The 12,689-nt window shown below is 36.6% G+C and carries 15 protein-coding genes; 6 read left to right on the forward strand and 9 right to left on the reverse strand.

Annotation, left to right across the window (positions count from 1 at the left end; genetic code table 11):
* Positions 1 to 26: 26 nt before the first annotated feature.
* Positions 27 to 2,363, reverse strand: coding sequence for a tetratricopeptide repeat protein (locus tag H6G28_RS12785; protein WP_242054555.1), 2,337 nt, complete (start codon positions 2,361 to 2,363; stop codon positions 27 to 29).
* Between the two features lie 368 nt (positions 2,364 to 2,731).
* Positions 2,732 to 3,112, reverse strand: coding sequence for a hypothetical protein (locus H6G28_RS12790; RefSeq protein WP_190591319.1), 381 nt, complete (start codon positions 3,110 to 3,112; stop codon positions 2,732 to 2,734).
* A 128-nt stretch (positions 3,113 to 3,240) separates the two neighbouring features.
* Between H6G28_RS12790 and H6G28_RS12795 the strand changes: the two genes are divergently transcribed.
* The 5 genes from H6G28_RS12795 (at position 3,241) to H6G28_RS12815 (ending at position 5,735) form a co-directional block, all read left to right on the forward strand.
* Positions 3,241 to 3,444, forward strand: a complete 204-nt coding sequence (locus H6G28_RS12795; protein ID WP_190671154.1) for a hypothetical protein — start codon at positions 3,241 to 3,243, stop codon at positions 3,442 to 3,444.
* A 267-nt stretch (positions 3,445 to 3,711) separates the two neighbouring features.
* A complete protein-coding gene (locus H6G28_RS12800) occupies positions 3,712 to 4,155 on the forward strand; it encodes a DUF29 domain-containing protein (RefSeq protein ID WP_190671156.1) in 444 nt (147 codons plus the stop codon).
* A gap of 155 nt (positions 4,156 to 4,310) precedes the next feature.
* Positions 4,311 to 4,643: a DUF433 domain-containing protein gene (locus H6G28_RS12805; RefSeq protein ID WP_190671158.1), complete on the forward strand. Its 333-nt coding sequence runs from the start codon at positions 4,311 to 4,313 to the stop codon at positions 4,641 to 4,643.
* The gene (locus H6G28_RS12810) at positions 4,640 to 4,963 is read left to right on the forward strand and encodes a type II toxin-antitoxin system RelE family toxin (RefSeq protein ID WP_190595288.1); all 324 of its coding nucleotides are present in this window, start codon (positions 4,640 to 4,642) and stop codon (positions 4,961 to 4,963) included. Before H6G28_RS12805 ends, H6G28_RS12810 begins: the two co-directional genes overlap by 4 nt.
* A 235-nt stretch (positions 4,964 to 5,198) precedes the next feature.
* On the forward strand, positions 5,199 to 5,735 hold the full coding sequence (locus tag H6G28_RS12815; RefSeq protein ID WP_199332839.1) for a Shedu immune nuclease family protein: 537 nt from the start codon (positions 5,199 to 5,201) through the stop codon (positions 5,733 to 5,735).
* Positions 5,736 to 5,794: 59 nt separating this feature from the next.
* On the opposite strand, the gene H6G28_RS12820 is transcribed toward H6G28_RS12815, so the two are convergent.
* The 7 genes from H6G28_RS12820 to H6G28_RS12850 form a co-directional block, all read right to left on the reverse strand.
* Complete coding sequence (locus tag H6G28_RS12820; protein WP_190595286.1) at positions 5,795 to 6,016, reverse strand: hypothetical protein; 222 nt, start codon at positions 6,014 to 6,016, stop codon at positions 5,795 to 5,797.
* Between the two features lie 85 nt (positions 6,017 to 6,101).
* Positions 6,102 to 6,386, reverse strand: coding sequence for a hypothetical protein (locus H6G28_RS12825; protein ID WP_190595285.1), 285 nt, complete (start codon positions 6,384 to 6,386; stop codon positions 6,102 to 6,104).
* Positions 6,376 to 6,672 carry a BrnT family toxin gene (locus H6G28_RS12830; protein WP_190595284.1) on the reverse strand — a complete coding sequence of 99 codons (297 nt, stop codon included), beginning with the start codon at positions 6,670 to 6,672 and terminating at the stop codon, positions 6,376 to 6,378. Before H6G28_RS12830 ends, H6G28_RS12825 begins: the two co-directional genes overlap by 11 nt.
* 198 nt (positions 6,673 to 6,870) lie before the next feature.
* Entirely contained in the window at positions 6,871 to 7,887 is a 1,017-nt protein-coding gene (locus tag H6G28_RS37640; protein ID WP_190671160.1) for an HNH endonuclease family protein, read from the reverse strand.
* Between the two features lie 63 nt (positions 7,888 to 7,950).
* Positions 7,951 to 9,741 carry a translational GTPase TypA gene (gene typA, locus H6G28_RS12840; protein ID WP_190671162.1) on the reverse strand — a complete coding sequence of 597 codons (1,791 nt, stop codon included), beginning with the start codon at positions 9,739 to 9,741 and terminating at the stop codon, positions 7,951 to 7,953.
* 590 nt (positions 9,742 to 10,331) lie between these two features.
* The gene (locus H6G28_RS12845; RefSeq protein WP_190671164.1) at positions 10,332 to 11,483 is read right to left on the reverse strand and encodes an acyltransferase family protein; all 1,152 of its coding nucleotides are present in this window, start codon (positions 11,481 to 11,483) and stop codon (positions 10,332 to 10,334) included.
* A gap of 176 nt (positions 11,484 to 11,659) precedes the next feature.
* On the reverse strand, positions 11,660 to 12,142 hold the full coding sequence (locus tag H6G28_RS12850) for a hypothetical protein (protein ID WP_190671166.1): 483 nt from the start codon (positions 12,140 to 12,142) through the stop codon (positions 11,660 to 11,662).
* Between H6G28_RS12850 and H6G28_RS12855 the strand changes: the two genes are divergently transcribed.
* A complete protein-coding gene (locus tag H6G28_RS12855) occupies positions 12,141 to 12,338 on the forward strand; it encodes a hypothetical protein (protein WP_190588608.1) in 198 nt (65 codons plus the stop codon). The genes H6G28_RS12850 and H6G28_RS12855 overlap by 2 nt on opposite strands.
* The last annotated feature ends 351 nt before the right edge of the window (positions 12,339 to 12,689 follow it).

The following is a 12,689-nucleotide window of genomic DNA, read 5'->3' on the forward strand; positions in this document are numbered from 1 at the left end:
CCTAAATTCTTACATAGAATATCAAATTAATCAGCGATTAACTGTTGAAACCGTTCATTTTTAGCGATTTCATCAAAATCGATATCATTGGCCGCATCTTCTTTATATCTGGGATTAATTTCTATTGCTTGTTGGAGACATTCAATTGCTAATTGAGCTTGTTTTTGGAGAGCATAACAAGCTGCTTTATTATAATAAGAAATTGCGTAATCTGGCTTAAGTTCTATGGCTTTATTAAATGCAGCGATCGCATCGTCATCCATACCTAATCTTACCAGCGTGTAACCGCGTTTATCCCAGATTTTGGGCGAGTTGGGTTGTAATTTAATCGCTTGCTCAAATGAAGCTAATGCTTCTTCATATTCTTCCAATTCTATGAGAGATAAACCCCGGTTTAACCAAGCCGTGACATCATCGGGTTTGATTTTTGTGGCTTTATTGAAACAAGCAAAAGCCTGCTTATGCTGACGCAGATTACCAAAAGCCACGCCGCGATCGCACCACGCTTGATGATAATCTGGTTGCAGTTTGATAGCCTGGTCATAAGAAGCGATCGCATCTTGATAACGCTTCAGTCTTGCTAACGTCAGACCATGTTTTAACCAAGCGGTGGCATTCTCCGGCTGGATTTTTATTGCTTGATTGTAACAGGTGATCGCTGCTTCATATTGCTTTTGGGCAAATAAATCGTCACCTTGTTTGATATCAGCCTCTACTGATACTGGAGGTGCTTGAGGTTGGGTCGTTTTTGACTCTGTAATTTCTTGGAGAATTAACTCTTTACGTTGTTGAGCATCTAATTGTAATTCTGACAGTTGAGACACAAATTCAGTTTCTAATTTTTCCAGCTTTTCAAGAAGGAATAACTTTTGTTTTTGAGCATTTACTTGCAGTTCCGAAAATTGTTCCGCAAACTCTAAACCAGATTTTTCCAAATTTTCGATAATTGAATCTTTATGTTTGCTAATATCTAACTGTGCGGCTGTTTGGATTTTTTCTAGATTTTCTAATAAAACCTGCTTTTGTTGCTCATACTCCAATGGTAAGCCAGAGAGTTGAGCAGTTAAACTATTGACTATTTCTCTAATATTATCCAGTGTTTTATCTTTTTGCTGTTCAGCATTTACTCTAATTCCCGCCAACTCTGAGATAAATTCTTGTTGCGTTTTAACTAATTCTGCCAGTAAGTCATCTGTTCGCTGCTGAGTTGCCGAGTTTAAGCTAGATATATAAAAATTAAAGCTATTTTCTAATTCTGCAATATTATTTTTAGTTCTATCTTTTTGTTGTTCAGCATCGACTCTAATTCCTGCCAATTCTGAGATAAATTCTTGTTGGTTTTTGACTAATTCTGCCAGTAAGTCATCTTTTTGCTGCTGAGTTGCCGAGTTTAAGCTAGATATATGCAAATTAAAGCTATTTTCTAATTCTGCAATATTATTTTTAGTTCTATCTTTTTGTTGTTCAGTATCGACTCTAATTCCCGCCAATTCTGAGATAAATTCTTGTTGCGTTTTGAGCAATTCCGCAATTAAATTATCTTTTTGTTGTTGAAAATCTGCGTGTAAATTGGCAAACTGAGATATAAATTCATTTTGGGATTTTTCCAAATATTCCCAAGTTATCTGCTTATGTTTTTCAGTGCCTATTTTGATTTCAGCAATCTGTGAAGCAAAATCAGATTCTAAATTACCAATATTTTCCAAACTGGTATCGCGTTTTTGTTGGGTGGTTAGCTGCAATTGTTGTAATTGCTGACTAAATTCAGCTTCTAAATTATCTAGATGATTTTGTAGATTCTTGATTTCTACTTCTAACCCCGATAAAATATTGTTCTTGGATTGCAATATCTCAGATTGAAAATTAGATAAATTCTCTTTTTCTTGCTGTATATTCTGCTTGAGGGCTTCCGATTCATTTTCTAACTCTCGATTGATTTTTTTGACTTCTTGAATCAAATTTTCCGCTTCTTGCTTAACAATCACTATTTGATTTTGCAAATTTTCGATGCCTTGTAGCTGTCCCATTGCTTTATCAACAATTTCTCTAATGGCTACCCGCCGTAGTAACCAAAATAAAGCAATCACAGCTACAGGAAATAAACTTAATATAACTAACCAAAGATTGAGTAAGATAGTTGTCGAAATGCCATTAGATGGTGCTTGCTTTCGCAGTTGGTTTAATTCTGCGCGTTCTTGATTAGAGAGAACTTGCGCGATAGTTTGTTCTTGGGTGATGGGTGGTGTAGTTTGTCCACTCGCCACACCAGTAGACAGCAGCAAGGGTGAAAATGCGATCGCACTTTTCAAGACTAATGCTAAAACAAATTGATTCTTGCTGTTCAGGGTAACTGAAAGTTTCATAGATTCTAAGACCCTTCATGAAAAATGAAGGGTTAAACATTAGATCAGGTTAATGTCATTTTACATAATTCAGCAAATAGTAAGTTTGTCGTCATCCTCATTAACTTACCTGGGATATGTTTACCGCCTAGCAACTTTTTACCTTGCTTACTAAAGTTAGCGTTGAATTTTTCACGCTAATTAACTCTTTGGTGATGTTTTTCTGTAGAACCCTGCTAACTTTTACACCAGTAAGTATGTACTGCCAATAGTTAAATTCTAACACTCTATATTTGACTCCAGCGAGAACCGCTATGTGGCAAATGCGATCGCAGAAATAACAAATGTGTATGCAAAAGCTATTTCTGCGACTGGCGACGGAATAGATATTACTTGATTTCCAGCAAAGCGATCGCTTGTTCTAGGTAATTTTTGGCATGATAGCGATTGAGTAATTGTTCCTGGTCATATCTCGCCGGATATTCCATACGCCTACCTTCCATTGAAATCCTGATTAATGCTATCTGTTCTAAGGTTGGTTGATTCATTTCATCCAACGCAACGCTGAGATGTTGATAACTCTCGAATGATGGTATTCTCAAACCTCGGTTATCCTTCATCTGACTTATCGCCAATACAGGGAACGCCATCAGTGTCGTGATGTAGCTGACTTTGTATCCTGGGTTCCCTGTTGGACGTAAACCATAGCGGTTACACAAAATTTTCAGTTGAGCCAGCGTCAACAGTTCAAGTTCTGTTCTTGTGAACATAGAATAGTAGTGTTCATTTTGTCAGTGGACATTTAGTGGTTGTCTGAACTTTGGCGAGTGAAACAACCACTAACTAATGATTATTCAATGTGTATATCAATTAGTCCAGCTTTATTAAGTTACATAAAGTGCCTAAAGATAATCGTGGTAATCCAGAAATTAAAAATCATGGTTTTAAAACAGATAGGGACAAACCCTTAACTGAGTACGTACACTTACGTGTCACGAAAGAAATGAAGGAGGCGATACAACAACAAGATGATCCGCCGGAATTTTGTCGTGAAGCAATTCAAGAGAAACTGGATAAACAGAAACAGCAAGGTACAGGATAATGGCGGTACCGTAAAACAAGTTACAAAATTAGCGATCGCCTATTCCACCAGGATGAAAACATCTTTCAGCTACTGTTTACTTTTTAGTATATGCTGACGCTCGAAGTAGTTATGAGCGATCGCTTTCTGTAATAATTTTTTTCTAAAGAGATATCATTCTTAGCTTGTGTGTAAATAACTTAACAATTTATTTCTATTTTAATGGTACCTCTATAAATTTTTGATTCTGTAAGATTAAATTATGAATAGTTAGTAGAAGGTGAAAGTATGACAATTACTACCAACTTAAAACAACTTTATGAAACAGATGATAGTGTATGGCTAGAAGAAACTATTAAATTATTAAAACAAAAACAGTTTGACCAGCTAGATGTAGAAAATTTAATTGAGGAATTAAGTAGTTTGGGCAAAAGAGATTTAGCTAAAGTCAAAAGTCTGTTACGGCAAATAATTATTCACATATTATTACTGCAATATTGGCAAACTGAATATGAGAGAAACCATCGTCACTGGCTTGGAGAAATTAAAACATTTAGATATGACTTAAATAATCATCTAACAACTAATTTAAGTAATAAATTACAGGATGATTTAGAAAATATTTATCAAAGCGCAGTTGATTTTGTCCAAGTTAAAACTAGTTTAACGATTTTTCCCGAAAAATGCCCTTACACCCTTGCACAATTATTGGATGATAATTATTTGCCTTGATGTGTGCCATTTATAGTGAGCGAATACTCCACACCAATTACCGTGCAACACCAACTTGAAACCTACTGTATTACTAATAAGGATGAAAGCGATCGCTCATAGTTATGATTAGATAACGCCGATCACTTTTCAAGAGGTTCATAACTAAGAAAAACATGGTAGCAATAGTTGATATTGGCAGCTTAATTGTAAACAAACCTGGAGTTGCTGGCGATCGCCCTTGCATTGCTGGTACACGCATGACAGTGCAGAACATTATCATGGATTTTCAAGCTGGCTTATCTCCTCAAGATATTGTGACAGAGTATCCATACTTATCCTTGGCGCAAGTTTATGCCGCGCTTGCCTATTATTACGCTAATCAGGAAGCTATGGAACAAGAAATTGCTCAATATCAAGCAGAATGTCAAGTCTTAGAAACACAGTGGATATCAGGTAATAAGACGTATAATATAAATATCATCCATAAAATTACGCCATTTTTATGAGTTCAGGTATTGAATTTAATAATCAACAGTTAAACATAAATAAAGTTTTTTTACTAGATAAAGCACAAATATCACTTGATAGCCTACCAAATCAAGAACAAGAAAAAATTATTCGTGCTATCGATAGCCTGGCGTTATTTCCTGATTATTCATCAATGTCAATTAATAAACTAAACTATATACCTAATTGTTTTATTGGGCGAGCAGGCGCATATAGAATTATTTTTGATTTTAAGCCAGGAAAAGTAACTGTTATTGATATAGTTAATCATGAGCGCCTGGAGATATTATATGGCTCATCAAAAGAGGCTGAAAAATGAAAGGTCTGGATTCTTTTACTTTAGACCTTAAACAGTGTCTATATGAACTTGAAGAACTTGAGAATTTACTTAATATAGCATTCCCAAATCATTAGTGAACCCAAAGATCCCCGACTTCTTGAAGAAGTCGGGGATCTGAGCCTCTCGATTCTCATCAATCAAATAAGATTGCTATAGTAATAGTGTATTAAAAGAGAATCAGGATATACTTCCTTTCTTTAAGCAAAGACTACATTTGTCTGCGTTTATTGGTTCTTACGTTCCTCTGATTGTAAGATTTAACCAAATTAAACATGAGTTCACCTTATATGGTGATTTTCGTGCTGACTTGGTAATCGGCGATTCTGTAAATAATACTTACTGTTTTATTGAATTTGAAGATGCTGCTCAAGATAGTATTTTTATAGATAAAGGCAGAAGCACATCAGATTGGTCGCCTAAATTTGAACATGGATTTAGTCAAATCATTGATTGGTTTTGGAAAATCGATGATTTTAAAAATACCTCTCTAGCACGTTCTATTTTCGGCAGTGAGAATATAGAATTTTATGGCATTCTTGTTATCGGTAGAGATGCTTTTATTTCTCCTATTGATAAAGCTAGATTGACATGGCGTTTAAATAAGGTTTTAGTAGACTCACGGAAGATAATTTGTATCACATTTGATCAATTAGCTAGAGACATTAGAGATAGGCTTTCACTATATCCCTTGATTTATGAAGCAGAATCTCAGGCTGAAAATTTTATTGTAAAAGATGAGAGCGATCGCTAATCGTCATAACTTTGATATTGCTATAATTCACAGCCAAAAAACTTCACTAAAAACAACTTTTATTCAGTTTGCTGTACATCAGTCTTAGATTGCTGACGTTGGGTAATCTGAATTAGTAATCTTAATGCGTTATTCACCGCTTCATCGTTGGGAAAAGCTTCGGTAACATCGGGATCTAAACGCACTAAGTTTGTTTGTGTACGATATCTCTCAACATATTTACCCTTAACGCCTACCTGCATTTGAGCGAAATCGTACTCAGGACGTAATTCATCTTCCATTTCGTTTTCAACTTCCTTAGAGAATGGATAGGCGATCGCTTCCCACTAATAACCTTTCATGTGAGTTGTGGCGATCGCCATCAAACTACCTTTGAGTAACTTCACTAAGGGCTTCATGGATAACTTCATCACTCACACCATGACGTTTCAAGCTGCTAATCAGTGCTGAGACTGTATCATCCTCTAGTCTTTCCAAATCAACTCTTAGCCCTTGCCCAATGTAAGCACGAACTAGTGGCTGATAGCCAGAAAATCCCAGCAATGGTGCTATGCGCTTCAAATCTTCAATGACATCTTCGGGAATGCGAATTGTGATTGTCGTCATTGGACGATTTTTATCTAGTCGCTTTTTAAGTGCTTCAGCTTTCATAATATTCTCGCTCCTTGCGTGTCGCTTTACGAGCAGAAATGATCCGAATTATGTCGTTTTCACGTTCAATGTAGACGACATATAGAAGATTCCAACGTCTGTCTAAGCCAATTACAGCATCCCTTTCCTCATTATTGCGACTTGCATCAACAATCACTAAAAACGGATCGAAAAATGCCTCTGTGGCTTGTTGAAATGTCACGCCATCATGATTGCTGGGATTTATCCAAGCTTTTTCTTCATTCCAGACGAAGGTGACACCATTAAGCACGAAATACACATCCATACCTTAATATGGTAGACAAAGTGTATTTACATTGTCAATACGTTTTGTTTATCTAGCATGAGCCTCATGGAGCGTATTCCTCAAAGTCTGCCAATGGCTCATCAAAATCATCTGACATTTTCACTAAACTGAAGTGAATTTAATATGGATTGAAAAAGGTATAAAAAAGACTGAGAATGTGGTTGATTTAGGAATTGTCTAAACCATCCAAATATTTTTTGCTATGTTTACTAAAACTTGATGCCTGCTAGTAAGCGAAACAAGATTCCATTCTGAATATTCACAAACATCCTTTGTTATATCAAATGAAACTTTTTTATTATTCTTAGCATAAATTTCTTTCTTTTTATCAAATGAACTATTTTGTGCTTCAGAGTTTTTTGTACCACTAATCAATGTTAAATTTCCAAGTTTGTGTAACCATTCACCATGCTCTTTATCTGTAAATCTTTCTCTCCAATACTCATTGAGATTACGTTGAGGTAAAATATGTTCAATTGTAATTCTTCCGTTATATATTTTATATACACTATCATCTTGCACTTCCTGGTCAATTCGTAAAAGAACAGCTTTTATAAAATTTATTCTATTTGGAGATGGCTCATAAATATCATCATCTAGAGATAATAAGAACCCTTCATTATCAGCATTATTTTTTATAATATTAAGTATGTCTGAAAGACTTTGACCTGTGTTAATAGCTACTAAAGCTGAGTAGCAAACCATTTCCCGCTTACTTCTCACCTGCTTTTTAAACCACCCGTGCATATAGCACTTTTCAAAAATATGAACAAACTCTTTAAAATGTTTTTTATTAAAATTTTTATCTTTATCCATGCGATTAATAAATGCCAAAATAGGAGGTAGCCATTCATCTGAAAGACGAGATAATGAAGAAAATATTTTGAATAATGCCATATCCTCAAATTCTAAGTCTCTAATTTTTTGATAGTTCCCTGCTGATTTCAGTAGATCAACAGTAAAATTTATTGCTTTATTTGAATAGCTATTTTTTAGAAGTTCAGTGTATTCATCTACTAAATTTTTAACTGCTCTATCTCTGTCTTTTTTCTGAGACAATTTATTGATCATCAAAAATTTATCAAGGTTTTCAGTACCAATGGTATTTTCAATCTTTTCCCAGTACTCTTCCACTTTTTTATAATTTTCACCAGAGTTATCTGCAAGTTCTTTACTAAGTGCATAACATAACACACTTGAAATAACAAATTAAAAAGCCCGCTTGTGCGGGCTTTATCAATTAATTTATAGCTTTACTTAGCGTTTAGCTAATTTCTTCGACATCTTCCGTAGGCGAATAGATTGGGGTGTAACTTCCACCAACTCATCAGGGCCGATGTACTCCAATGCACGCTCTAAACTCATATCGATTGGTGCTTGCAATTGAACTAGTTCATCGCCACCGGCTGCGCGGTGGTTAGTTAACTGCTTGGTTTTGCAGACATTCAATTCTAAGTCTTGAGGACGGTTGTGTTCACCGACAATCATGCCTCGGTAAACTTTAGTACCGGGAGTAATGAAGAATGAGCCTCTATCTTCAGCGTTCTTCATGGCGTAGAAAGTAGAAACGCCTTCTTCAAAGGAGATGAGAACGCCTTTATTACGGGCTTCAATATCACCACTGAGTTGACGGTAATCTAGGAAGCTGTGGTTCATGATGCCTTCACCACGGGTCATCCGCATGAATTCACCACGGAAACCAATCAAACCACGGGCGGGAATGACAAACTCTAGCTGGGTGCGATCGCCACTTCCGGGCTGCATATCTTGCATTTCGCCTTTGCGTTGTCCCAAACGTTCGATACAGCTACCAACAGCATCAGCAGGAACGTCTAAAACCAAGAGTTCATAAGGTTCGCAAGGTTGACCGTTGATTTCACGGTAAATTACTTGTGGCTGAGATACTTGGAACTCAAAACCTTCCCGGCGCATGGTTTCGATTAAGATACCCAGGTGCAGTTCTCCACGACCGGAAACTAGGAATTTGTCGGGGGAGTCGGTTTCTTCAACGCGTAAAGCCACGTTGGTTTCTAGTTCGCGGAATAGGCGATCGCGTACTTGTCTGGAGGTTACTAATTTACCTTCTTGACCAGCAAAGGGTGAATCGTTTACCCAGAAGGTCATCTGTAAGGTAGGCTCATCCACTTTAATTAGTGGTAAGGCTTGGGGTTCGGTTGGGTCAGTGATTGTTTCACCAATGTAAGCATCAGCGAAACCAGCTACCGCAACAATATAACCTGCGGTTGCTTCTTCCATCTCTACCCGCTTCAGCCCTTCAAACCCCATCAGCTTGGTGATTTTGCCTTTGACAATAGAACCACTTTCTGTAACTAGAGCCGCTTGTTGTCCAGCGCGGATAGTACCGTTGTGAATTCTGCCAATGACAATCCGTCCCAAGTATTCAGAATAATCTAGGGTGGTGACTTGCAATTGCAGGGGCTTGTTGATGTCGCCTACTGGTGGTGGAACGTGTTGGAGAATCGCATTAAACAGAGGCTGCATATCAACCGCCTCTGCTTCCATGCTTTCTTTAGCATAACCAGCCATACCGGAAGCGAACAGATAGGTAAAATCGCACTGGTCTTCGTCTGCACCTAATTCTAAGAACAGATCCAACACCTTATCCACAGCAACGTGTGGGTCAGCTTTAGCGCGGTCAATCTTATTGATAACAACGATGGGGCGCAAGCCTTTTTCCAACGCTTTTTTCAACACAAATCGTGTTTGAGGCATGGGGCCTTCATTGGCATCGACAATTAGAAGACAGCCATCAACCATGCCAAGTACGCGTTCAACTTCACCACCGAAGTCGGCGTGTCCAGGAGTATCTACAATATTGATCAGCGTTTCTTTGTAGCGAACTGCTGTATTTTTAGACAGAATAGTAATTCCGCGCTCACGTTCGAGGGCGTTAGAGTCCATGACGCAATCCGGAACGTCTTCGCCTTCGCGGAAAATGCCGGATTGTTTGAGGAGTGCATCAACCAAGGTGGTTTTGCCGTGGTCTACGTGGGCGATAATGGCGACGTTGCGAATTGGGAGCGTCATAGAGGCTTAGTTTAAACTCTAGAGGGGTTTTTAGATTTACATTTTAAGTGTGCTAGGCTGTTTTAACAGAATTGGGGGTGTTCTGCAAACTCTGTAAAGAACCTTTAACAATTCTAGCGTAATTGACACAATTGCAAGGCATTTTTATAGATACTGCTGAAGAAAAATTCAGCAAGTTTAAAATATAAGTGAAAAGTTTATAAATAATTTACAATTGTTTAAGCATAACCTCTGAGACGAGGTTACTGAGAGCCTTGCAATTGTGTAGTCCAAAAATATGATTTTTGTAGCTATCTATACCAGTAATTAGTGTAATGGGAAATCGATCCCTTGCTGATAATCACAACTAGTTGCAAGTAATTCTTCATAGTCTTGCTGAATCACTGACCAGTCTCCATAACCTTGCTGCACATAGTCAAGATCCAGGAGGCAGTGGTTCGACTTCGCTCACCAACCAGGCAGGAGGAAAAGTCTTACTATTGCTGGCATTCAAGCTTTCAAATTATCCTAATATATCTGACTACTGCTATAAATAGCTCCTCTTAGTTTGTCACAAGAGCTATGATCAAGAATTAAGTGATAGAGTAGTTCTAGCTGCTAATACCCAGAAAATACCTGCTTAAAATTTTAAACCTAAGTACTACTTTGTAACCGATATAAGAGACTATTAAAGCAGTAATTATTCTTAATAAGACATTAGATAAAATTGGAATTTCTCGCATAGTCAATTGGACTGGCTGATGCACATACATAATCATCATTGAACTTGCCCCTAATACACTCATTAAACTGAATAAGTGTTTGTTTTTGCTCAAAATATTTGCTAGATTCTGAGTCAGAATAATACCTGCTAGGGCAACTAATGGACTATAAAATACAATGCCATAATACCCTCCTTTCATAGCAAAAGAGTTTGGTTGAATACCTAATTGATGAAGAGCTATGGCAGTACCAAATATAATTCCTGATAAAAGGACTAGCCATCGCTTGTTTTCTAATCTGTGTTGAGCATACAGGTGTCCTAGCCAGTAAAAAGGTAGAGCCATACAAACAACATTGATATTCCAAAAATATCCTGTATTTGTTAAAAACCAAAAATCAGCCATTGCTAGTCCATAGGAAACAAGCATTATAGATATCATCAGTATGTTGTAATGACCAAATTTTTTATAAATTAGGTTGTAAATCTGCTGAGTGAGAAATAAGCATGTGACAAACCAAAAAACTCCAAACCAATTATCTAGTAAAGCTCCACCATAAATTTGATTATATATATAAGCAACTATAAATGAAAATTGCTCATTCCAAGGTAATATATTACCAGACCTGATAGCTTTTACCACATAACTAAAAACTTGTAATCCACTGTAAAGCAGCAGAAACGAAAAATAAGGTACTAGCAGACTAGAGACTTTATTATGCAGATATGTTTTATAATCATACTTATCTTTATACAAAAAACCACTTATGAAAAAGAATAGTGGCATGTGAAACCAATATAGATATTCGGATAACCCTCCTTCTATCACATGTCCAACCACAACTGAAGCAATACCTATGCCTTTCCAACAGTCAATCCAATTGATTCTTTGATACATTGGTTTAGCAATCATAAATATATTTAAAGTGATTGTTTTTCTGTTTACTTGTGGCTGATTAGGCTGACAAGTATGAATAATACTATTTTGGATTTTAGATTTGGGATTAGGTAAAGGTTGATTGGTAAGCTTTTCACCAATCAACCTTTACCTAATCATTTTTCAATTCGGTATTAAGATTAAAAATAAATTGTAAATTTTATAGCTGATATCCTTTCTCTTCATCAAAATTTTAAATTTCTAGTTCTGTTTTAAGCATTTATACTGTTTCTCTGTGAAGCTAGGTTAACTTTTCTGAAGTGCTGTAAGGTAGCCTACTATTACTGATAATCATAACTAGTTGCAAGTAATTCCTCATAGTCTTGCTGAATCACTGACCAATCTCCATAACCTTGCTCTACATAATCAAGATCCATGTCAATCTGATAAATAGCGCCTCTTAGTTTGTCACAAGAGCTATGATCAAGAATTAAGTGATAGAGCGATCGCAATAATTTACTGTGTTCAGGTATGGCAAAACGACCATTATCAGGCAAAAGTCTGGGATAAATTTGACCCAATTTAGCAATTAATAATTTCAAGGATATGTCTAAATCTGGTTCGCCTGGAATCAAATACAGCAGGTGAATAACATCTAATGGATGTTTATCTGCACTGGTTGATAACTCAATCATCCAATTTTCAGGATGGTCATATTCTGTAATTAGTTTATCTGCCCAGTCAATTATTTCAACAAGGGAACAAAGATTTAACTCAAAAGCCATCCGCAAGTAATCAGCGTAGTGTTTTAAACTCGGTTGCATGTGGAACTATTATGGGCATTTGGTAAATCAGCATAGATGCGATCGCTTCCAGCTTAAAATCAAATTATGGCAGCACAACCGCGATCAGTTTCAGAACTCTGCAATTTGGGATAGAGTCGGCGATCGCTTCTCTGGGACAAAATTACGCAATTTTACTGTTGGTTGTTGTATTATATCTAAATTAGCAGTGGGGTAATTCTCGTGTCTAATAGAGAACCTTGGTTGGCTGTAAATTTCTCACAAATACTTCCAGGTTTAGGACAAATCTATTCTGGCGATCGCAACAGAGGCTACATTATTATAGCTCTGTATTTTTTGTTATTTATTATTAGTTTTTGGCTAATTTTAGGAATTCCCGGCAATATTGTCCTGGGGTTAATTTTATTATTATCTCAGTTTGTTTTAGCTATCTGGAATCTTTTCGATGCTTATCGTTGTGCGAAAAGCAAAAATTCTCCAGAATTTGAACTTATACGTAAAGAAAGTAAAGATCCGTGGTTAGCCACTTTTTTATCTCATCTATTTTTAGGCATTGGTTATTTCTATA

It is taken from the genome of Nostoc sp. FACHB-190, assembly GCF_014696905.1.
Classification (GTDB): domain Bacteria; phylum Cyanobacteriota; class Cyanobacteriia; order Cyanobacteriales; family Nostocaceae; genus Nostoc_B.

Coding starts and splice junctions, on each gene's coding strand:
- H6G28_RS12850 (WP_190671166.1), bottom strand. CDS start 12,142: ATGCAACCGAGTTTAAAACACTACGCTGATTACTTGCGGATGGCTTTT.
- H6G28_RS12830 (WP_190595284.1), bottom strand. CDS start 6,672: ATGGATGTGTATTTCGTGCTTAATGGTGTCACCTTCGTCTGGAATGAA.
- H6G28_RS12825 (WP_190595285.1), bottom strand. CDS start 6,386: ATGAAAGCTGAAGCACTTAAAAAGCGACTAGATAAAAATCGTCCAATG.
- H6G28_RS12855 (WP_190588608.1), top strand. CDS start 12,141: ATGTGGAACTATTATGGGCATTTGGTAAATCAGCATAGATGCGATCGC.
- H6G28_RS12805 (WP_190671158.1), top strand. CDS start 4,311: ATGGTAGCAATAGTTGATATTGGCAGCTTAATTGTAAACAAACCTGGA.
- typA (WP_190671162.1), bottom strand. CDS start 9,741: ATGACGCTCCCAATTCGCAACGTCGCCATTATCGCCCACGTAGACCAC.
- H6G28_RS12810 (WP_190595288.1), top strand. CDS start 4,640: ATGAGTTCAGGTATTGAATTTAATAATCAACAGTTAAACATAAATAAA.
- H6G28_RS12820 (WP_190595286.1), bottom strand. CDS start 6,016: ATGGAAGATGAATTACGTCCTGAGTACGATTTCGCTCAAATGCAGGTA.
- H6G28_RS12785 (WP_242054555.1), bottom strand. CDS start 2,363: ATGAAACTTTCAGTTACCCTGAACAGCAAGAATCAATTTGTTTTAGCA.
- H6G28_RS12800 (WP_190671156.1), top strand. CDS start 3,712: ATGACAATTACTACCAACTTAAAACAACTTTATGAAACAGATGATAGT.
- H6G28_RS12790 (WP_190591319.1), bottom strand. CDS start 3,112: ATGTTCACAAGAACAGAACTTGAACTGTTGACGCTGGCTCAACTGAAA.